The organism is Pseudomonas sp. S3_G06, assembly GCF_054667565.1.
The window spans coordinates 5,000,195-5,023,636 of the sequence record NZ_CP162738.1; the positions used below are offsets into that span (position 1 = coordinate 5,000,195).

At 61.1% G+C, this 23,442-nt stretch carries 7 protein-coding genes; 5 read left to right on the forward strand and 2 right to left on the reverse strand.

Annotated elements, in window-relative coordinates:
- Nucleotides 1–333: 333 nt before the first annotated feature.
- Both AB4N47_RS22315 and AB4N47_RS22320 read left to right on the forward strand, forming a co-directional pair.
- Nucleotides 334–16,872 (forward strand): LapA family giant adhesin, encoded by a 16,539-nt coding sequence (locus tag AB4N47_RS22315; protein ID WP_460154346.1) that lies wholly within the window; start codon nucleotides 334–336, stop codon nucleotides 16,870–16,872.
- Between the two features lie 149 nt (nucleotides 16,873–17,021).
- Nucleotides 17,022–17,360, forward strand: coding sequence for a hypothetical protein (locus tag AB4N47_RS22320; RefSeq protein ID WP_016772279.1), 339 nt, complete (start codon nucleotides 17,022–17,024; stop codon nucleotides 17,358–17,360).
- 116 nt (nucleotides 17,361–17,476) lie between these two features.
- Here AB4N47_RS22320 and lapD read toward each other — a convergent pair whose 3' ends face one another.
- A complete protein-coding gene (gene lapD, locus AB4N47_RS22325) occupies nucleotides 17,477–19,423 on the reverse strand; it encodes a cyclic di-GMP receptor LapD (protein WP_341638306.1) in 1,947 nt (648 codons plus the stop codon).
- Nucleotides 19,424–19,437: 14 nt separating this feature from the next.
- Nucleotides 19,438–20,130, reverse strand: a complete 693-nt coding sequence (gene lapG / locus AB4N47_RS22330) for a cysteine protease LapG (protein WP_073476740.1) — start codon at nucleotides 20,128–20,130, stop codon at nucleotides 19,438–19,440.
- Nucleotides 20,131–20,326: 196 nt separating this feature from the next.
- On the opposite strand from lapG, the gene AB4N47_RS22335 reads away from it, so the two are divergent.
- The 3 genes from AB4N47_RS22335 (at nucleotide 20,327) to AB4N47_RS22345 (ending at nucleotide 23,440) form a co-directional block, all read left to right on the forward strand.
- Nucleotides 20,327–21,037 carry a GntR family transcriptional regulator gene (locus tag AB4N47_RS22335; protein WP_016772282.1) on the forward strand — a complete coding sequence of 237 codons (711 nt, stop codon included), beginning with the start codon at nucleotides 20,327–20,329 and terminating at the stop codon, nucleotides 21,035–21,037.
- A gap of 700 nt (nucleotides 21,038–21,737) precedes the next feature.
- Nucleotides 21,738–22,514 (forward strand): DUF3050 domain-containing protein, encoded by a 777-nt coding sequence (locus AB4N47_RS22340; RefSeq protein WP_217879111.1) that lies wholly within the window; start codon nucleotides 21,738–21,740, stop codon nucleotides 22,512–22,514.
- Complete coding sequence (locus tag AB4N47_RS22345; protein ID WP_341638305.1) at nucleotides 22,511–23,440, forward strand: diiron oxygenase; 930 nt, start codon at nucleotides 22,511–22,513, stop codon at nucleotides 23,438–23,440. The genes AB4N47_RS22340 and AB4N47_RS22345 overlap by 4 nt, the downstream gene beginning before the upstream one ends.
- Nucleotides 23,441–23,442: the final 2 nt, after the last annotated feature.

Sequence of the window (23,442 nt, forward strand, 5' to 3'; positions counted from 1 at the left end):
TGAATCACAGCAGAAACGTGGTGCTGCGTCGGATGATGGCAACCCGAAAGACCGTATGTCGGAAAGTTCAAAACAGGAACTGGATGACAGGCTGAAGGACAGGTCGCCGCGGAAAATATCAATGTGACATTAGTGGGGCGATTGTTTAGGATGGCTCCCAGAAGGTCAATAGTTTGGCATAAAGTTAATCGCGATAATTTATAGCCAGATTATTGACGGAAATACAGCGTCAATAAGTTATCCATTTATAGAAAGTACGTCCAGACTGAAGTGGCGCCGACGCCCGTCAGGTCCATGGAAGTCAACTGAATGTGACACCCCGGAGAGTCTTCAATGAGCAGTGTTGTTGCCGTCGTCAAAAGCATTGTCGGTCAGGTTTTCGTGGTGTCCCCAGAGGGCGTGCGTCGCGTACTCGTTGAAGGCGATCGCCTGTATGTCGGCGACCAGATCGATACCGGTCTGTCCGGCGCGGTGTCGCTGGAACTGGCCGATGGTCGCATGCTCGATCTGGGCCGTGACACCCAGTGGAGCGCCAGCTCGCCTGACTCCAGCACTGACCTGGCCGAAGCCACCGCGCAGGCCGCGCCTTCTGTAGAAGAACTGCAGCAAGCCATCGCCGCCGGTGTCGACCCGACCACCGCACTCGAATCCACCGCGGCCGGCCCGACCGCCGCAGGTACCGGTGGCGCCGCCGGTGGTGGTCACAGCTTTGTCATGCTCGACGCCACCGCTGGCCGCGTCGATCCGACCATTGGCTTTCCGACGGCGGGCATCAATTCTGCCGGCCAAGTCGCGCAGGACACCACCGGCGGCCTGACCACCGACACCACCACCAACGCGCTGCGTGACTCGACCCTGAGCCTCAGCGCCACGCCGACCATCACCGAAGCCGGCGGCGTGCTGGTGTACACCGCGACCCTGACCCAGGCGCCGCTGACCGACCTGACCATCACCCTGTCCAATGGCGCAGTGATCGTCATCCCGGCCGGCGCCACCACCGGCACCGTCAACGTGCCGCTGGCACCGAACGACACGGTCTACAACGACCCGACCCAGATCGACGTGACCGTCACCGGCACCAGCGGCGGCAACGGCATCACCGTGACCCCGCCGACTATCCCGGCGACCACGCAGGTCACCGACACCGTCGATACCACTACCGTCACGCTGACGGCTGGTTCGAGCGTGACCGAAGGCGGCCAGATTACCTACACCGCGACGCTGACTAACCCGGCGCAAACTCCGGTCACCGTCACGCTGTCGAATGGCTCGACCATTACCATTGGCGCTGGCCAGACTACCGGCACTGTTAACGTGCCGACCCCGACCAATGACGTCTACAACAACGGCAGCACCGTTAGCACCACCATCACCGGCGCTACCGGCGGCAACTTCGAAAATCTGGTGCCGAACACCACGCCAGCAGTCACTACGATCACCGACTCGGTCGACAACACCGGCCTGACGCTGACCGCGACCAACAACATTGTTGAAGGCGGTCAGATCACCTACACCGCGACGTTGACCAACCCGGCACAAACCCCGGTAACCGTCACCCTGTCCAACGGTTCGACCATCACCATTGCTGCTGGCGAAACCCTGGGCACCGTCAACGTGCCGACTGCGGCCAACGACGTGTACAACAATGGCAGCACCGTCAGCACGACGATCACCGGGGCTACCGGCGGCAACTTTGAAAACCTGGTGCCAAACACCACGCCAGCCGTTACCACGATCACTGATTCGGTTGATAACACCGGTCTGACGTTGACCGCGACCAACAACATCGTTGAAGGCGGTCAGATCACCTACACCGCGACGCTGACTAATCCAGCGCAGACGCCGGTAACCGTCACTCTGTCGAACGGCTCGACCATTACCATTGCGGCCGGCGAAACCGTCGGCACTGTCAACGTGCCGACTGCGGCCAATGACGTTTACAACAATGGCAGCACCGTCAGCACGACGATCACCGGGGCTACCGGCGGCAACTTTGAAAACCTGGTGCCAAACACCACGCCAGCCGTTACCACGATCACTGATTCGGTTGATAACACCGGTCTGACGTTGACCGCGACCAACAACATCGTTGAAGGCGGTCAGATCACCTACACCGCGACGCTGACTAATCCAGCGCAGACGCCGGTAACCGTCACTCTGTCGAACGGCTCGACCATTACCATTGCGGCCGGCGAGACCGTCGGCACTGTCAACGTGCCGACTGCGGCCAATGACGTCTACAACAATGGCAGCACCGTCAGCACCACCATTACCGGCGCTACCGGCGGCAACTTTGAAAACCTGGTGCCAAGCAACACGCCTGCGGTCACCACGATCACTGATTCGGTCGATGACACTGGCCTGACCCTGACCGCGACCAACAACATCGTTGAAGGTGGCCAGATCACCTACACCGCGACGCTGACTAATCCAGCGCAGACCCCGGTAACTGTCACTCTGTCGAACGGCTCGACCATCACCATTGCTGCCGGCGAAACCGTCGGCACTGTCAACGTGCCGACTGCGGCCAATGACGTCTACAACAATGGCAGCACCGTCAGCACCACCATTACCGGCGCTACCGGCGGCAACTTTGAAAACCTGGTGCCAAGCAACACGCCTGCGGTCACCACGATCACTGATTCGGTCGATGACACTGGCCTGACCCTGACCGCGACCAACAACATCGTTGAAGGTGGCCAGATCACCTACACCGCGACGCTGACTAATCCAGCGCAGACCCCGGTAACCGTCACTCTGTCGAACGGCTCGACCATTACCATTGCGGCCGGCGAAACCGTCGGCACTGTCAACGTGCCGACTGCGGCCAATGACGTTTACAACAATGGCAGCACCGTCAGCACGACGATCACCGGGGCTACCGGCGGCAACTTTGAAAACCTGGTGCCAAACACCACGCCAGCCGTTACCACGATCACTGATTCGGTTGATAACACCGGTCTGACGTTGACCGCGACCAACAACATCGTTGAAGGCGGTCAGATCACCTACACCGCGACGCTGACTAATCCAGCGCAGACGCCGGTAACCGTCACTCTGTCGAACGGCTCGACCATTACCATTGCGGCCGGCGAGACCGTCGGCACCGTCAACGTGCCGACTGCGGCCAACGACGTGTACAACAATGGCAGCACCGTCAGCACCACCATCACCGGCGCTACCGGCGGCAACTTCGAAAATCTGGTGCCGAATCCGACGCCAGCTGTCACCACGATTACCGACTCTGTCGATAACACCGGTTTGACTCTGACCGCGACCAATAACATCGTTGAAGGCGGTCAGATCACTTACACCGCGACCCTGACCAACCCGGCGCAGACCCCGGTAACCGTCACCCTGTCCAACGGCTCGACCATCACCATCGCGGCTGGCGAAACCGTCGGCACCGTCAACGTGCCGACTGCGGCCAACGACGTCTACAACAATGGCAGCACCGTCAGCACGACGATCACCGGGGCTACCGGCGGCAACTTTGAAAACCTGGTGCCAAGCACCACGCCAGCCGTTACCACGATTACCGACTCGGTCGATGACACTGGCCTGAGCCTCAGCGCCACCGGCTCCGTGGCCGAGGGTGGCCAGATCACCTACACCGCCACGCTGACGAATCCGGCCGGCACCCCGGTAACCGTGACCCTGAGCAACGGTTCGGTGATCACCATTGATGCCGGCAAAACCACCGGCACCATTACCGTTCCAGCGCCGGCCGATGACGTCTACAAAGACGCCGGCCAGGTCGAAGTCAGCATCAAGGACGCCACCGGCGGCAACTTCGAAAATCTGGTGCCGAACACTACGCCAGCAGTGACCGAAATCACTGACACCGTCGATACCTCGACGGTGAAGCTGAGCGCAGACACCTCGGTTGCCGAAGGCGGCACCGTGACTTACACCGCCACCGTCGGCGCGCCAGTCACCGGCTCGCCTGTGGTCGTGACGTTGGCCAACGGCCAGAACATCACCATCGTCGTCGGCCAGACCACTGGCTCCGTCACTTACACTGCACCGAACGATGCCTTGACCGGCAACGCTCCGCTGACCAACTCGATCACTGGCGTAAGCGGTGGCAACTTCGAAAATCTGGTGGCGGACAAAACTCCAGTTTCGACCACCGTCACCGACGTGGCCGACACCACCAATCTTTCGCTGAGCGCGACCGCTTCCGTGGCTGAAGGCGGCCAGATCACTTACACCGCGACCTTGACCAATGCAGCTGGCTCGCCAGTAACCGTGACCTTGTCGAACGGCGCCGTCATCACCATCAATGCAGGCGAAACCAGCGGTAATGTGACCTTCCCGGCTCCGTCCGACGACGTCTACAAAGACGCCGGTTCCGTGCAGGCCACAATCACCAGCGCCACCGGCGGCAACTTCGAGAACCTCGTTCCGAGCACCACGCCAGCGGTCACTCAAGTCACCGACACCATCGATACCTCGACGGTCAAATTGACCGCCGACACTTCGGTAGCCGAAGGCGGAACCGTCACCTACACCGCCACTGTCGGCGCGCCCGTCACCGGCACGCCTGTTGTCGTGACCCTGGCCAACGGCCAGAGCATCACCATCGCCGTCGGCCAGACCACCGGCAGCGTCACCGCCCCGGTATCGAATGACGTGCAGATCGGTCACGCACCACTGACCAACTCGATCACCAACGTCAGCGGCGGCAACTTCGAAAATCTGGTCGCCGACAAGACCCCGGTCAGCACCACCGTGACCGACACCGTCGACACCACCAGCATCGCGCTGACTGCCACCGGCAACGTCAATGAAGGCGGGCAGATCACCTACACCGCGACGCTGAGCAACCCGGCCGGTACGCCGGTCACCGTCAACCTGAGCAACGGTTCGGTCATCACCATTGAAGCGGGCAAGACCACCGGCACCGTGACCGTTCCGGCACCTGCCGATGACGTCTACAAAGACGCCGGCAAAGTCGAAGTCACCATCAAGGACGCCACCGGCGGCAACTTCGAAAATCTGGTGCCGAGCACTACGCCTGCGGTGACCAACGTTGCCGACACGGTCAACACCACGCACCTGACCCTCAGCGCAGAAAGCTACGTGCTCGAAGGCTCTTCGATAACTTACACCGCAACGCTGACCAACGCCGCGCAAACGCCGGTAACGGTCAACCTGAGCAACGGCCAGACCATCACCATCGAAGCCGGCAAGACCAGCGGTTCGGTGACAGTTGCCGCACCGAGCGATGACGTCTACAAGGACGTCAGCAAGCTCACCGTAACCATGACCGATGCCAGCGGCGGCAACTTCGAGAAACTCGACGTCAGCAAGACTCCGGTCAGCACCACGGTCAACGACACCGTTGACACAACCGCACTGACCCTGACCGCCAGCGATACCGTCAGCGAAGGTGGCCAGATCACCTACACCGCGACCCTGAGCAACCCGGCCGGCACTGCAATGACCGTAACCCTGGCCAACGGCGCGGTGATCAACATCGCTGCCGGTGCTACCAGCGGTTCGGTGAATTTCCCGGCGCCCGCCAATACGCCGTACATTGATGGCAGCAACGTGCGGACGGCGATCGCCAGCCACAGCGGCGGCAATTTCGAGCGCGTCGAGGCCGATCGTTCGGCTGTGGTGACCAAAGTCACCGACGCCGTCGACACCACCAACATCAGCCTGAGCGCCACCGGCAGCGTTGCCGAGGGCGGCTCGATCGTCTACACGGCGACCCTGAGCAATCCGGCCGGCACCGCCATGAGCGTGACCCTGAGCAACGGCGCGGTGATCAACATTGCCAAGGGTGCGAGCACTGGCACTGCGACCGTAGCCGCGCCTGGCGATGATGTGTACAAGGACGCCGGCAAGGTCGATGCGAGCATCACCAAGACCAGCGGCGGCAACTTTGAAAACCTGGTGATCGACAAGACTCCTGCGGTAACTGATGTCACCGACACCATCGACAACAGCACGGTTTCGCTGACCGCCAGCGCCAGCGCGATAGAAGGCGGCGTGGTTGTCTACACCGCGTCCGTGACCGCCCCGGTCACCGGTTCGCCAGTGCTGGTGACCCTGTCCAACGGCCAGACCATCACCATTCCGGTCGGCGCCAGCAGCGCCAGCGTCAACTTCACCGCGCCGAACGATGCACAGGCCGGCGGCAACACCCTGAGCGTGAAAATCGACGGCGCCAGCGGTGGCAATTACGAAAATCTCGTCGCCGACCAAACCCCGGCGGTGACCTCGGTAACCGACGTTGCCGACACCACCAACCTGTCGCTGTCCGCGACCGGCTCCGTGGCCGAGGGCGGTTCGATTGTCTACACCGCAACCCTGAGCAACCCGGCCGGCACGCCAGTGACCGTGAGCCTGAGCAACGGCGCGGTGATCACCATCGAGGCTGGCAAATCCACCGGCACCGTCACCGTTCCGGCACCTGCCGATGACGTCTACAAAGACGCCGGCAAAGTTGAAGTCACGATCAAGGACGCCACTGGCGGCAACTTCGAAAACCTGGTGCCAAGCACCACGCCAGCGGTTACCGATGTCACCGACACCGTCGACACCTCGACGGTCAAACTGACCGCCACCGAAACCGCGGCCGAAGGTGGCACCGTCACCTACACCGCCACCGTCGGCGCGCCGGTCACCGGCTCGCCTGTGGTCGTGACCCTGGCCAATGGTCAGAACATCACTATTGAAGTCGGCAAGACCAGCGGCAGCGTGAGCACCACCGCGCCGAACGACGTCCTCGCCGGCCACGCGCCGCTGACCAACTCGATCACCAACGTCAGCGGCGGCAACTTCGAAAACCTCGTTGCCGACCAGACCCCGGTCAGCACCACCGTGACCGACACCGTCGACACCACCAACCTGTCGCTCAGCGCGACTGGCGCGGTGAACGAAGGCGGCCAGATCACCTACACCGCGACTTTGAGCAACGCCGCTGGCACACCGGTCACCGTGACCCTGTCGAACGGTGCGACTATCCTCATCGAGGCCGGCAAAACCACCGGCAGCGTGACCGTCGATGCACCGAAAGACGACGTCTATAAAGATGCCGGCAGCGTTGAAGCGACCATCCAGAGCGCAACCGGCGGCAACTTCGAAAACCTCGTCACCAGCACAGCGCCGGCGGTGACCACGGTCAACGACACCATCGACACCACCACCGTGTCGCTGAGCGCCACTGCGAACGTTGCTGAAGGCGAAACCGTGGTTTACACCGCCACCGTGGGCGCGCCAGTGACCGGTTCGCCGGTGATCGTGAGCCTGTCCAACGGTCAGACCATCACCATCGCCGTTGGCGAAACCACCGGCAGCGTCAACTACGTCGCGCCGAACAGCCCGCTGGCGGGCGGCAGCTCGTTGAGCGTGACCATTGATGGCGCCACGGGTGGCAATTACGAAAAACTGGTGGTCGACGGCAAGTCCGCAGACACCGTGGTTTCCGACACCACCGACACCACCAATCTGAACCTGAGCGCCAGCGATTCGGTCGCCGAAGGCGGCCAGATCACCTACACCGCAACCCTGACCAACCCGGCCGGCACACCGGTGATCGTGACCCTGTCGAACGGCGCCACCATCACCATCGACGCAGGCAAAACTACCGGCACCGTGACCGTCGACGCACCGAAAGACGACGTCTATAAAGATGCCGGCAAAGTCGAAGTGACCATCGAGGGTGCGACCGGCGGCAACTTCGAGAACCTGGTGCCAAGCGCGGTTCCAGCGGTGACGAATGTCACCGATACCATCGACATTTCGACGGTCAAACTGACCGCCGATACTTCGGTGGCTGAAGGCGGTACCGTGACTTACACCGCCACCGTCGGCGCTCCGGTTACCGGCTCACCAGTTGTGGTAACTCTGGCCAACGGCCAGACCATCACCATCGGCGTTGGTCAGACTACTGGCACCGCAACCGCTGTTGCTGCGAACGATGCGTTGGCCGGTAATGCGCCGATCACCAACTCGATCACTGGCGTAACCGGTGGCAATTTCGAAGATCTGGTGGCGGACAAAACTCCAGTTTCGACCACTGTTACGGATGTTGCCGACACTACCAATCTGTCGCTCAGCGCCAGCAACACGGTGGCTGAAGGTGGCCAGATCACTTACACCGCGACACTGACCAACGCCGCTGGCTCGCCAGTGACCGTGACCCTGTCGAACGGTGCCGTAATTACCATCAAGGCTGGTGAAACCACCGGCACCGCGACCGTTCCGGCCCCGTCCGATGACGTCTACAAAGACGCCGGTTCCGTCCAGGCGACGATCACCAGTGCCACCGGCGGCAACTTCGAGAACCTGGTACCGAGCACTGCTCCAGCCGTGACGACTGTCACCGACACCATCGACACGTCGACCGTCAAACTGACCGCCGATACGTCGGTGGCTGAAGGCGGCACCGTGACTTACACCGCCACCGTTGGTGCGCCAGTTACTGGCTCGCCTGTGGTCGTGACCCTGGCCAACGGCCAGACCATCACCATCGGCGTCGGTCAGACCACTGGCACCGCAACCGCTGTTGCTGCGAACGATGCGCTGACCGGCAACGCGCCGATCACCAACTCCATCACTGGCGTAACCGGCGGCAATTTCGAAGATCTGGTTGCGGACAAAACTCCCGTTTCGACTTCTGTCACGGACGTTACCGACACTACAAATCTGTCCTTGAGCGCCACCAATTCGGTTGCCGAAGGTGGTCAGATCACTTACACCGCGACACTGACCAACGCCGCTGGCTCGCCAGTGACCGTGACCCTGTCGAACGGTGCCGTAATTACCATCAAGGCTGGTGAAACCACCGGCACCGCGACCGTTCCGGCCCCGTCCGATGACGTCTACAAAGACGCCGGTTCCGTCCAGGCGACGATCACCAGTGCCACCGGTGGCAATTTCGAAAACCTGGTACCGAGCACTGCTCCAGCGGTGACGACAGTCACCGACACCATCGATACCTCGACCGTCAAACTGTCCGCCGATACGTCAGTCGCCGAAGGCGGCACGGTGACTTACACCGCCACCGTCGGTGCACCAGTTACCGGTTCTCCTGTCGTCGTGACATTGGCCAACGGCCAGACCATCACCATTGGCGTCGGTCAGACTACTGGCACTGCAACCGCTGTTGCTCCGAATGATGCGCTGACCGGCAACGCGCCGATCACCAACTCGATCACTGGCGTGAGCGGCGGCAATTTCGAAGATCTGGTGGCCGACAAAACTCCGGTCTCGACTTCTGTTACGGATGTTACCGACACCACCAATCTGTCGCTCAGCGCCAGCAACTCGGTGGCCGAAGGTGGTCAGATCACTTACACCGCGACATTGACCAATGCTGCTGGCTCGCCAGTGACCGTCACCCTGTCGAACGGTGCCGTGATCACCATCAAGGCTGGTGAAACCAGCGGCACTGCGACGGTTCCTGCACCGTCCGATGACGTCTACAAAGATGCCGGCTCTGTGCAGGCGACGATCACCAGTGCCACCGGTGGCAATTTCGAAAACCTGGTACCGAGCACTGCTCCAGCGGTGACGACAGTCACCGACACCATCGATACCTCGACCGTCAAACTGACCGCCGATACGTCGGTCGCCGAAGGCGGCACGGTGACTTACACCGCCACCGTCGGTGCACCAGTTACCGGTTCTCCTGTCGTCGTGACATTGGCCAACGGCCAGACCATCACCATTGGCGTCGGTCAGACTACTGGCACTGCAACCGCTGTTGCTCCGAATGATGCGCTGACCGGCAACGCGCCGATCACCAACTCGATCACTGGCGTGAGCGGCGGCAATTTCGAAGATCTGGTGGCCGACAAAACTCCGGTCTCGACTTCTGTTACGGATGTTACCGACACCACCAATCTGTCGCTCAGCGCCAGCAACTCGGTGGCTGAAGGTGGCCAGATCACTTACACCGCGACACTGACCAACGCCGCTGGCTCGCCAGTGACCGTGACCCTGTCGAACGGTGCCGTAATTACCATCAAGGCTGGTGAAACCACCGGCACCGCGACCGTTCCTGCACCATCCGATGACGTCTACAAAGACGCCGGTTCCGTCCAGGCAACGATCACCAGCGCTACCGGTGGCAATTTCGAAAACCTGGTACCGAGCACTGCTCCAGCGGTGACGACAGTCACCGACACCATCGATACCTCGACCGTCAAACTGACCGCCGATACGTCGGTCGCCGAAGGCGGCACCGTGACTTACACCGCCACCGTCGGTGCACCAGTTACCGGTTCTCCTGTCGTCGTGACATTGGCCAACGGCCAGACCATCACCATTGGCGTCGGCCAGACTACTGGCACTGCAACTGCTGTTGCTGCGAACGATGCGTTGGCCGGTAATGCTCCGATCACCAATTCGATCACCAACGTCAGCGGCGGCAATTTCGAAGATCTGGTGGCGGACAAAACTCCGGTCTCGACTTCTGTCACCGACGTTACCGACACGACAAATCTGTCGCTCAGCGCCAGCAATTCGGTGGCTGAAGGTGGCCAGATCACTTACACCGCGACACTGACCAACGCCGCTGGCTCGCCAGTAACCGTGACCCTGTCGAACGGTGCTGTGATCACCATCACGGCTGGCGAAACCACTGGCACCACAACTGTTCCTGCGCCATCCGATGACGTTTACAAAGACGCCGGTTCCGTCCAGGCGACGATCACCAGTGCCACTGGTGGCAACTTCGAGAACCTGGTACCAAGCACTGCTCCGGCCGTGACGACAGTCACCGACACCATCGATACCTCGACCGTCAAACTGACCGCCGATACGTCGGTCGCCGAAGGCGGCACCGTGACTTACACCGCCACCGTCGGTGCACCAGTTACCGGTTCTCCTGTCGTCGTGACATTGGCCAACGGCCAGACCATCACCATCGGCGTCGGTCAGACTACTGGCACTGCAACTGCGGTTGCTGCGAACGATGCGCTGACCGGCAATGCGCCGATCACCAACTCGATCACTAACGTAACCGGCGGCAACTTCGAAGATCTGGTGGCGGACAAAACTCCAGTTTCGACTTCTGTTACCGACGTTACCGACACCACCAGTCTCTCGCTCAGCGCCAGTAATTCGGTGGCTGAAGGTGGCCAGATCACTTACACCGCGACATTGACCAACGCCGCTGGCTCGCCCGTGACCGTGACCCTGTCGAACGGCGCTGTGATCACCATCGACGCCGGCAAGACCACCGGCACCGTGAACGTTCCTGCGCCGTCCGATGACGTCTACAAAGACGCCGGCTCTGTTCAGGCCACGATCACCAGCGCCACCGGCGGTAACTTCGAAAATCTCGTGCCGAGCACCACGCCAGCGGTCACTCAGGTCACTGACACCATCGATACTTCGACCGTGAAACTGACCGCCGATACGTCGGTGGCTGAGGGCGGGACTATCACCTACACCGCCACCGTTGGTGCGCCAGTTACTGGTTCGCCCGTGGTCGTGACTCTGGCCAACGGCCAGACCATCACCATCGGCGTCGGTCAAACTACTGGCACTGCAACCGCTGTTGCTGCGAACGATGCGTTGGCCGGTAATGCTCCGATCACCAACTCGATCACTGGCGTGAGCGGCGGCAATTTCGAAGATCTGGTGGCGGACAAAACTCCGGTTTCGACTTCTGTTACGGATGTTGCCGACACCACTAACCTGTCGCTGAGTGCGACCGGTTCTGTGGCCGAAGGTGGTTCGATTGTTTACACCGCTACGCTGACCAACGCCGCTGGCTCGCCTGTGACCGTCACCTTGTCGAACGGTGCCGTTATCACCATCAAGGCTGGCGAAATCACCGGCACCGCAACCGTTCCTGCGCCAGCCGATGACGTCTACAAAGACGCCGGCTCTGTTCAGGCCACGATCACCAGCGCCACCGGCGGCAACTTCGAGAACCTGGTACCGAGCACTGCTCCAGCCGTGACGACTGTCACCGACACCATCGACACGTCGACCGTCAAATTGACCGCCGATACTTCGGTGGCTGAAGGCGGTACCGTGACTTACACCGCCACCGTCGGCGCTCCGGTTACCGGCTCACCAGTTGTGGTAACTCTGGCCAACGGCCAGACCATCACCATCGGCGTCGGTCAGACTACCGGCACTGCAACCGCTGTTGCTTCGAACGATGCACTGACCGGCCACGCTCCGATCACCAACTCGATCACTAACGTAACCGGCGGCAACTTCGAAAACCTCGTTGCCGACAAGACCCCGGTCAGCACCGGCGTGACCGACACCGTCGACACCACCAATCTGTCACTGAGCGCAACCGGCTCCGTGGCCGAAGGTGGCCAGATCACCTACACCGCGACACTGACCAACGCCGCTGGCTCGCCTGTGACAGTCACCTTGTCGAACGGTGCCGTGATCACCATCAAGGCTGGCGAAATCACCGGCACCGCAACCGTTCCTGCACCGTCCGATGACGTCTACAAAGACGCCGGTTCCGTCCAGGCAACCATCAGCAAAGCCACCGGCGGCAACTTCGAAAACCTGGTGACCAGCAGCGCACCTGCCGTCACCAGCGTTACGGACACCATCGACACCACCACCGTAAAACTGAGTGCAACCGCCACAGCGGCCGAAGGCGGCAACGTTGTCTACACCGCCACCGTCGGCGCGCCCGTCACCGGTTCGCCAGTTGTCGTGACGTTGGCCAACGGCCAGAACATCACTATCGCGGTCGGACAGACCACCGGTACCGTAACCGCCGTCGCACCGAACGATGCGCTGACCGGCAACGCTCCGCTGACCAACTCGATCACCAACGTCAGCGGCGGCAATTTCGAGAATCTCGTCGCCGACAAGACCCCGGTCAGCACCACCGTGACCGACACCGTCGACACCACCAACCTGTCGCTGAGCGCGACCGGTTCCGTGACTGAAGGTGGCCAGATCACTTACACCGCTACACTGACCAACGCCGCTGGCTCACCAGTGACCGTGACCTTGTCGAACGGCGCCGTGATCACCATCAAGGCTGGCGAAACCACCGGCACCGTGAACGTTCCAGCGCCAGCTGACGACGTCTACAAAGATGCCGGCACCGTGCAGGCGACCATCAGCAGCGCCACCGGTGGCAGCTTCGAAAAACTGGTACAGAGCACCACGCCAGCGGTGACCAGCGTCACCGACACCGTCGACACCACCACCGTCAGCATCACTGGCAGCAGCTCGGTGACCGAAGGCCAGACCGCCAGCTACACCGTCAGCCTCAATCACCCGGCGCAGACCGAAGTGACCCTGAAAATCGTCTACAGCGGCACTGCTGCCGACGGTTCGGACTTCACCGGTGTGTACACCGTGAAGATCCCGGCGGGCGCCAGCAGCGCGCAGTTCAACGTCGCTACCCTCGATGACAAGATCACCGAAGGCACCGAGAACTTCGTGGTCAAGATCGATTCGGCTACCGGCGGCAACTTCGAGAACCTCGCGGTCAGCAGCACCAATGGCAGCGTCAGCACCTCGATCATCGACAACGATGCGCCACCGGTGCTCGATCTGGACGCCAACAACTCCAGCGGTGCGACCGGTGCCGATTACAAGGTGACGTTCACCGAGAACACCCCGGGCGCCGGCGTGTCGATCGCTGACACCGACATCAGCATCACCGACGCGGACAGCACGATGCTGACCGGTGCCACCGTGGTGCTGACCAACCGTCAGGACGGCGATGCGCTGAATCTGGGCAACAGCGTCAACGGCATCACCATCAATGCCAACAGCACCAACGGCACGGTGACCCTGACCCTCTCGGGTAACGCGACCCTGGCCGACTACATGCAGGCCATCAAGAACATCAGCTTCACCAACAGCAGCGAAAACCCGAGCACCGTGCCGCGCGTCATCACCGTGACGGTGACCGATGGCGGCAATTACTCCAACACCGCGACGACCACGGTCAACGTGGTGGCGGTCAACGATGCACCGGTCGCTGCGCCGAGCAATGTCACCGGCACCGAAGACACGCCGCTGGTACTCGGCTGGTCGACCTTCGGCGTCAGCGATGTCGACAGCCCGGCGAGCAGCCTCGGTATCAAGATCACGCAACTGCCGGGCGAGGGCAAACTGCAGTATCTGGACGGCTCGACCTGGAAGGATGTTGCCAACAACCAGACCTTCAGCAAGGCCGACATCGACGCCGGCAAGCTGCGTTTCCTGCCGGATGCCAACGAGTCGGGGACCAATGGTTATGGCGGCACCGGCCTGGGCAACAATCAGGCGGACTACGCGCAGATCAAGTTCCAGCCTACCGATGGCCAGGCGCTGGGCAGCACCGGCACAGTGAAGATCGACATCACGCCAGTGGCGGATGCGCCAACCGTAGCCGTAGCTGACAACAGTGTGAAATCCACCGGCCTGATCAAGGAAGTCTGGACCGGTCTGTCGGGCCTGGGCACCGACGGCAGCGGCGCGAACTCGAACACTCTGAAAAGTGTGATCGATGCGGCCGGCAAGCCGAACTCCAGCGGCAACGTCACCAATGTGCAGTCCGATGGCAGCGTCGCCGCCGGTACGGCTTCGAAGACCTCTGGCCTGATCTATCTGGAAGCCGGCAAGACCTACAGCTTCAGCGGCGTGGCCGATGACAGCCTGCTGATCACCATCGGCGGCAAGAACGTGGCTTCCGGTACCTGGGGCGCAGGCGGTGCGATCAATGGTTCGTTCACCCCGACCACCAGCGGCTACTACACCCTCGACATCTACCACCACAACCAGAGCGGCCCGGGCAGCTACGACGTCAACCTGTCGGTCAACGGCAGCACGCCGATCGATCTGAGCAACGCCGGCGTGCCGATCTACACCGGTGTGCAGGACCTGATCAACTCGGGCGTGACCGTCTCCGATCTGCACGGCACCAATGGCGAAGGCTATTACGACGGCTACAAGCTCAACACCGGCGCCGAAGGCACCACGGTGAAACTGTCGGCGATCAGCACCGCGCTGACCGACACCGACGGCTCGGAAACCCTGAGCGTGAAGATCAGCGGCGCGCCGGTCGGCTCGGTGCTCAGCGATGGCGCGGGTCACACCTTCACCGTCACCGCGAGCAATGGCGAAGCCAACGTCACCGGCTGGAACCTCGGCTCTCTGACCGTGACCCCGCCGACCTACTACAACGGCCAGTTCAACCTGACCGTGACCTCGACGTCTACCGAACAGGTCGGCGGCTCGGCAAGCAGCACCGCGACCATTCCGGTCACGGTGGTGCCTGCGGTGTACAACGCGGTCACCGCCACCTCGGGTGACGACAACGTCACCGGCACCGACGCCAACGACATCATCGTCGCCGACATCGGTGGCCTGACCGTGATACCGGGCACCAACTACAACATTGCGTTCATGGTCGACAGCTCGGGCAGCATGAGCACTTCGTCGCTGAACGCCGCAAAAGACTCGCTGACGTCGGTGTTCAACAGCCTCAAGCAAAGCCTGGGCGGTAGCAACTCGGGTACGGTGAACATCTTCCTGGTGGACTTCGATACCCAGGTCAACAAGTCGGTGTCGGTGAATCTCAACGACCCGAATGCGCTGACCTTGCTCAAAGCCGTACTCAACTCGATGGGCTCTGGCGGCGGTACCAACTACGAGGACGTGTTCAAGACCACGGCCAACTGGTTCCAGAGCGCTGACGCCGTGGCCAACACCGGGGCGAAGAACCTTACGTACTTCATCACCGACGGCGAGCCGACTTACTACCAGAGCGGCGAGCAAGCCAACCCGACGCTGTACGGCAACGTGAAGCTCGATGACGTGGTGAAAACCAGCAACTACAAGCCGGGCGACACCTTCAGCACCTACATCGACAATACCCATGCGTTGACGATCAACAGCGCCGGCACCGTGACTCTGCAGACCTACAGTTCATGGTGGGGCTGGAGCAGCAGTAACCTGGGCACCATCCACGCACAGGGCGACGGCACTTATGAGTTGTCGAACCTGGCCGGTACCGGTAACAGCACCAACTCGTCGACGAGCAGCAACTCGGCCAGTGGCTTTGCCTTGCTCAACGGCCTGTCGAACGTCGAAGCGATTGGCCTGAACAGCGGCGTCACTCTCGATGACCTGAAACCGTACGACTCGGACAAAACGCCGCAAACCAACATCGATCCGAAGGATCTGGCCAACTCGATCATCGGCCATACCGAAGCGACGATGCCGGGTAACGACACCGTCAACGGTGGCGAAGGCAACGACATCCTGTTCGGCGATCTGGTCAGCTTCAACGGCATTGCCGGCGAGGGTTACCAGGCGATGCAGGCGTTCGTCGCCAAGGAAACCGGCGTTGATGTCAGCAAAGTCACCACCAGCAATGTGCACCAGTACATCACCGAGCACTATCAGGCGTTTGATGTATCCGGCGCGCACGATGGCAACGACACGCTGCTGGGTGGCGCAGGCAATGACATCCTGTTCGGCTCGGGCGGCACCGACCTGCTCGACGGCGGCAAAGGCAATGACATCCTGCTCGGCGGCACCGGCAACGACACGCTGATCGGCGGTCAGGGCAACGACATCCTCATCGGCGGTTCCGGTGGCGACACCTTCGTCTGGAAATCGGGCGACACCGGTAACGACGTGATCAAGGATTTCAAAGCCAGCGAAGGCGACCGCATCGACCTGCGCGACCTGTTGCAGGGCGAGACCGGCAGCACGATCGACAACTTCCTGAAGATCACCACGGTGGATGGCACGTCGTCGCTGCAAGTCAGCTCGGCGGGCAAATTCAACTCGGGCGATGCCGCTGCGGCCACGCCGGACGTGACGATCAAACTGGAAGGCAACAACTGGGCGAGCGCCAACCTGCACAACCTGATTGCCGGCAGCGACCCGACCATCAAGGTCGATCACAACAACAGCTGAGGCTGAAACAACGACGGCCGCCTCCTGTGGGGCGGCCGTCGCGTTTGCGGGCAATGCAGCGGTGACGATTTCATCGGCGCCCCGCATACTGGCGCGCAGTTGGCTATGCTGCTGACAGCATGACGCTGTTCATTTGTGAGGGATGCTCAATGTTTTACGTGCAACGCGATGCGCAAGGCCAGTTGATTCGCGTGGAAGCTGCGGCGTACGCCGAGGCCACGGAAACGCTGCCCGCCGATAACCATGAGATTCAGGCGTGGTACGCCAACGAAGCCGTGGAAAACAGCCTCAAACAGCTCAAGCAGAGCGACTTTGAAATGATTCGGGTACTCGACGACCTGATTCAGGTGCTGACCCAGAAAGGCGTGATCCGCGTCACCGACCTGCCAGCGGCGGCCCAGGCCAAACTGATGGACCGCACCCAGGCACGTGAAGCGCTGGGCGGGTTGAGCCAGTTGATCGATGAGGATGAGGGCGGGTTGATCTGATCCTGGATCTTCACCGACTGGACTGGCCCTTTCGCGAGCAGGCTCGCTCCCACACTGGAATGCATTCCAAATGTGGGAGCGAGCCTGCTCGCGAAGGCGGCATCACTGAAGACAAGTTACTTCCAGGGCTTCGGCTCACCGAGCAACTGCCCCTGCACGCCATACAAGCCCATCTCGCGAATCACTGACAGCTCCCCTTCAGTCTCGACCCGTTCGGCAATCAGCGGCAGATCGATGCTGTGCGCCGCGCGCTGGATCGCCTCGATGAACAGGCGCTTGTCGCTCTCCTGATCGATCGCGCGGATGTAGCTGCCGTCGATCTTCAAGTACGCCAGACCCAACCGCGCCAGGTTGCCGATCATGCTGAAGCGCCCGCCGAAGCGCTGCAGGCTCAGCGAGAAACCGAGCTCGCGCAGGCGTCGGGTCAACTGCTCCAGCACCGCCTGTTCAGGCAATTGCTCCTCACCGATTTCCAGAGTCAGACGCGCGCCGAGATTGGAATGCGCGCGCAGAATCTCGAAGACCTTGTTCAACGCCTGCGGGTCGGCCAGCGTCGCCGAGGACAGGTTCAGCGCCAGCGAATCCTCGTGCCCTTTCATCTGTTCCAGCACGCGTTCGAGCATCAGCCGATCGAGCCGCGCGGTCCAGCCGAAGCGCTCCAGCCACGGCAGGAAGCGTCCGGCGGGAATGGTCTGGCCCTGCTCGTCGAGCAGACGCGACAGCACCTTGTAATGCAGCACCAGTTGCGTGTCCTGCGCCGCAACCACCGGCTGGAAATACAACTCGAAACGCTGCTGACTCAAGGCCTGATCCAGCAGTCGATGCCAAGCGTGATGGTCGTCACCGACCTCCGCCACCAGACTCTGATCGATGCATGCCCAATTCTGCTCGCCTTGGCCTTCGGCCTGCGCGAGTGCCTGATCGCCCAGTGTCAGCACCGCTTGCGGAGAGTCACCGTGGGCGAAGGGCGCCAGCCCGATCGAAGCCACCGCTGGCACATCGGTCGCGCCGGTGGCATGCAGGCTGCTCAAGGCATTGTCGAGATTCTGCGCCAGCTGCAGCGCTTCCTCGCGCACCAGCCCCGGCGCCAGCACGGCGAATTCACCGCCGCGAATACGCGTGACCAAGTCCTGGGTTTGTGGATATCTGGCGCACTCGCGGGTCAGTTGCTCGCCGACGGCCTTGAGCAACTGGTCGGTACGCTGGCCGCCGAGACGCTGGTTGAGACCGGCCAGGTCCTTGACCCGCAACAGCAGCAGATAACCGGAACTGGCCTGCTCCGGGTTGCTCACGCGGTTGTTCAATTGCATCTCGAAATAGCGGCGGTTGGCCAGGCCGGTGAGGTTGTCCTGATAGGACTCGGTACGCAGTTTTTCACTGCGCTCGGCCTGCTCCTGGAACAGCGTCTTGAGCTTCTCGACCATCTGATTCATTGCCTGCACCACGCGACGCAATTCAGGCGTGCGCGGCAGATCCGGCAGGCTGAGAAACTCGCGGCGGGCAATCGCATGGGACTGCTGGACCATGTAATCGAGGGGTTTCAACTGCCGACGCAGCAACAGCGCACCGAGCACCGCACTCAATGCGCCGCAGATCAGCAACCAGCCAAGACTGCCCAGTGCGCTCTGCCATAGCTTGGCCACGGCGAACATCGGATGGCTGACCACCTCGACCCGCGCCGCCTGCTCCCAGCCACGGCTGACCAGCGCATCGCCACCGGCCGGCTCGAGGCCGATCAGTTTGACGAACCAGTCCGGCACATTGCTCACCGCCGGGGTACCGCTGCGCTCGACAATGGTCTGCTCGGTCTTCACGTCGACCACGCGGATGCTCGCGTAATAACCGCTGTCGAAAATCGAACTGACCAGCAGCTCGACCATCGCCGGGTCGTCGATATTCGGCGTCAGCGACAATGCCAGCGCCGTCGCCGCGTCCTGTGCGTGGGAGCGCAACTGATTGACGTACTGGGTGCGCGAGCTCTCCAGGCTGACCATGAAGCTGCCGGTGAAGGCCACGACCAGGAACAGACAGATAGCGATCAACAGCTGTTTGAACAAAGACATCTGAGCGCGTGCTCCTAGTTAGTCGTCTCGACCGGAAAACCTTCGGCCTGCATTTTTTTCAGCACATCCTGCCAGCGCGACAGGCGTTTGGTGTCGCCGACCTTTTTATTACCCTTGGCGCCTGGCAGATACAGACCTTCGGCATTGAAAGAATAGACCGGCAGCAAATCGGTCCGCTGCGCCGCCGGCTGGATCGGATCGATCAGGCTGTCGAGCACCAGCGGCATGGCATCGGGGGTCGCATAGTACGTCAACACCATGTGCGCGCGGTTCTGGCGCAGCGCCTTGACGTAGGTGATGCGCAGCTTGTCACTGGAAACGCCGAGATGGCGCAGGCTGAAATACTTGGCGATGGCGTAGTCTTCGCAGTCGCCGGCGCCCTTCCACAGCGCTTCGATAGGGGTTTCCCAATAATCCACTTCGCGCCACAGATCGATGTCTTCGACGTAACGCACCTGCTTGTTGAAAAACAGGTTGACCACCTTGAGCTTGTCCATCTCACTGACCTGCTTCTGCGTGGCCAGCAGATTCTGCCAGGCATCGATGCGCTGCTGCCCGGCACCCAGTGGCCCATAGAGAGCCGTGGCCTTGCGGCTGATCGCGGAAAAATCCCAATCGGCGTGCAGACCGCCCAGCATGACGCCGGCCAGCAGCAATGCGCAGCCAAGCCAGCGCAAGGTCCGAGGGATCGCGAAACGTACCGCCACTGCAGGTTTCCAGAAGGACAGAAAGGAAGCGTTTGATGGTGAAGCTTAGCCCGGCAAAAAACAATGGCACCGTGAGATCATCGAAGACGCGCTAGAGTTAAGATTGCAGCGCTTTGTTTTACAAGGTTTGACAACCTGTAGAGCAATCACTAGTGTCATTTGGATCCAAATATTGCGACCTACAGGGTGTGTTGTCGTGACTCAGAAGCCCAAACCGCTGCACAGCATTAAAGTCGAGGGACCGATTCCTGCGCATCTGGCCCGGTCGGTGATTGAAGAAACCCTGCGCTCGGCCATTCTCGATGGCCGCCTGCCCTGTGGCACTGCGCTGCGCCAGCAGGATCTGGCCGATCTGTTCGGGGTCAGCCGCATGCCGGTGCGCGAAGCCTTGCGCCAGCTCGAAGCGCAGGAGCTGCTCAGCGTCACCACGCACAAAGGCGCCGTGGTCGCCCCGCTGATCCAGGGCGATGCTGCTGAAACCTACGAGTTGCGCATTCTGCTCGAATCCGAGGCATTGCGGCAGTCCATTCCGCTGCTGACTGAGGCCGAGCATCAACTCGCCGCTGGCTACATCGACGAACTGGAAGCGCAGCACGACTACAACGAAATCGGCCGCCTCAACCGTCTCTTTCACATGGCCCTGTATAGCAAGGCGCCCAACCAGCGACTGCTGCGCCTGGTGGAGGACGGGCTGAACGAAGAGGAACGTTTTCTGCGGTTCAATCTGGAAGCCATGGGCTTGGGCAAGCTGTCCCAGGATGACCACCGCGCCATGCTTCAGGCCGTGATCGAGCGGGACATACCGCGCTCGCTCGCAATGCTGGAGCAGCACCTCAACCGCGGCGTTGAGGTCATCACCCGATACCTGGCGACTCCCGCCGCACAGAAGCGTCACACCGCGCGCTGATATCCCGTACGTCGAATAATCCCCTTACAAATCTTCGCGACCGCTCTGCTGCCGGCTCTGGCAGCGGATCGGCGTGCCCGCTGGTGCCCGCCCCGGCCCTGCCGACGCATTTCTGCTGCCCGCCGATGACCAATCGGTAATAGCCGTGACGGCAATTTACCCGCACTCTTCCAGCGCCACCCCTACAGAACGGGGACGCGCCGCCCTGACGGCACAGTCCCCGCAACAGGAACCTACGGAAGGAGCCTTGTCACGGGAAACAGGAAGTCATGGCGCCGGTCCCGGCCAACTTTCGCCCCCTTTGAATTCAATCAATCCCCTTGTTTAAAAGTTGCTTCGAGTGAGGCATTCACTCTTGTTATCGATTTTGGCCGCTATTAGCCGAAAGGAGTAACTACGCCCAAATAAAACTTCGCGTGAAAGTTTTATCGGTAACTCTCATACTCAAAAAACAACCAACTTAAAATAATTGAAAATAAACTTGTTAAATGCATTTGCCCTGTATTAGTTTTTCTCTCGCCAGGTTTGAACGTCGCCGTTCAGCGCGGCATACCTCACGCAACAATCGCAGCACCCGTGGCGCCGCAACGGCGTTACAGCGCAATCAAGCTATTGCCCGGACAAGTTCCTATCCAACTTGCTCGACCATTTACAGCAATTGCAAAGAACCGTGCATTTCATATCAATGATAAAGGACATCATGATGCCTACTAAGCAGCAACTCGCCTTGAAGAAAGCCGAACTGAGTATTCATCCGATCTTTTCCGAGATTACTTCGTTATCGGTATTACGCCGTTTCATGGAAACCCATGTATTTGCCGTATGGGACTTCATGTCGCTGACCAAGCGCCTGCAACAGGAACTGACCTGCACGCGTTTACCCTGGTTGCCGCCGCGCGATCCCCACGCGGCGCGGTTGATCAACGAGATCGTGCTGGGCGAGGAATCGGACGATCGCCTCGATGCAGGCCACTACAGCCACTTCGAGTTGTACCTGGATGCGATGCGCGAAGTCGGCGCGAGCACCACGGCGGTAGAGCGCTTTGTCGCCCTGCAGCAGGAAGGCGTGAGTTATGACGTCGCGTTGCAGAGCGTCGACGTCGACCCGGCGGCCGCGCAGTTTGTCCGCGATACCTTGCGCATTGCCCTGGAGGCGCCGGGACACAGCGTTGCCGCCGCGTTCCTGCATGGTCGCGAGAGCGTCATTCCGACAATGTTCCAGCGCATCCTCGATGACTGGGGCATCGGCATCGAACAGGCACCGACTTTCCGTTACTACCTGCAACGGCATATCGAAGTCGATTCCGAAGATCACGGCCCCGCCGCCGAGCAGTTGCTGGAGCGTCTGGTGGACGGCGATCCGCAGCGCGCAGCCGAGGTTTACGCCAGCGCCATCGCCGCCGTGGACAGCCGCATCGCCTTGTGGGACGGGCTGCGCCTGAGCATGGGCGTGGAAGTTGCCGAGGTGGCCCAATGAACGCTGCCGACTATCAATCCTTCGCCGAGGCCTGGGAAAGCCGCGCGACCATCCGCACCCGTCCACGGCGGCTGCTGGAAGACGATCAGCGCCTGATCTACCCGCTCAGCCGCCAGCCGCTGGTGCTCAGCGAAACCTTCCTGCGTGAATGCCCACAGCAACGTGATTTCGCCCTGGTGCAGACGTTGTACAAATTCATCAACGACGTAGTGATTTTCGAGACGGAAATCGTCGACAAGACCGCCCGCAGCATTGCCAAGAATCGCTTTGCCGTGGCGTTCCCGTTCGCCTGTCGCTACGACGCGATGACCGTGGTGGTCGATGAGGATTACCACGCGCTGGTGGCCATGGACTTCATGCAGCAAACGGTCGCGCTGACCGGTATCGAACCGATTCCGTTGCCCGACGAAATCGAGCTGAGCCGGGCGATTCCCGCCGCTGTTGCGCTGGCGCCGGACCACCTACGCAGCGCGGTGGAACTGATCTGCGTGGCGATCGCCGAAAACACCGTGACCGGTGATGTCGCGGCGTTCGCCCGCGACGATTCGGTCAAGCCGTCGATCAAGGGCCTGATGGCCGACCACTTGCTCGACGAGGGTCGCCACTCGAGTTTCTGGGCGCGGATGGTGCGCATCTATTGGCACACCGCCAGCGACGCGGACCGCGCAACCATCGCGCAGATTCTGCCGGTGTTCATAGGCCATTACCTGACCAACGACATCCAGAAGTCCTTCGATTTGCGCCTGATCGATGCGCTGCCGGTCAGCGAAACCACGCGGTATTCACTGCGCGAAGAAATCGCCGGACTGGCCTTCCCGATCAATCGCCACCACCCGTTGGTAGGCAACATCGTCAGGTTTTTCCACAACAGCTCGCTGCTCGACACACCGTGCGTGCAGCTCGCCCTGCGCGACTATCTGGTTTGAGG

Coding starts and splice junctions, on each gene's coding strand:
- AB4N47_RS22320 (WP_016772279.1), top strand. CDS start 17,022: ATGTTTTACGTGCAACGCGATGCGCAAGGCCAGTTGATTCGCGTGGAA.
- AB4N47_RS22315 (WP_460154346.1), top strand. CDS start 334: ATGAGCAGTGTTGTTGCCGTCGTCAAAAGCATTGTCGGTCAGGTTTTC.
- AB4N47_RS22345 (WP_341638305.1), top strand. CDS start 22,511: ATGAACGCTGCCGACTATCAATCCTTCGCCGAGGCCTGGGAAAGCCGC.
- AB4N47_RS22340 (WP_217879111.1), top strand. CDS start 21,738: ATGATGCCTACTAAGCAGCAACTCGCCTTGAAGAAAGCCGAACTGAGT.
- lapD (WP_341638306.1), bottom strand. CDS start 19,423: ATGTCTTTGTTCAAACAGCTGTTGATCGCTATCTGTCTGTTCCTGGTC.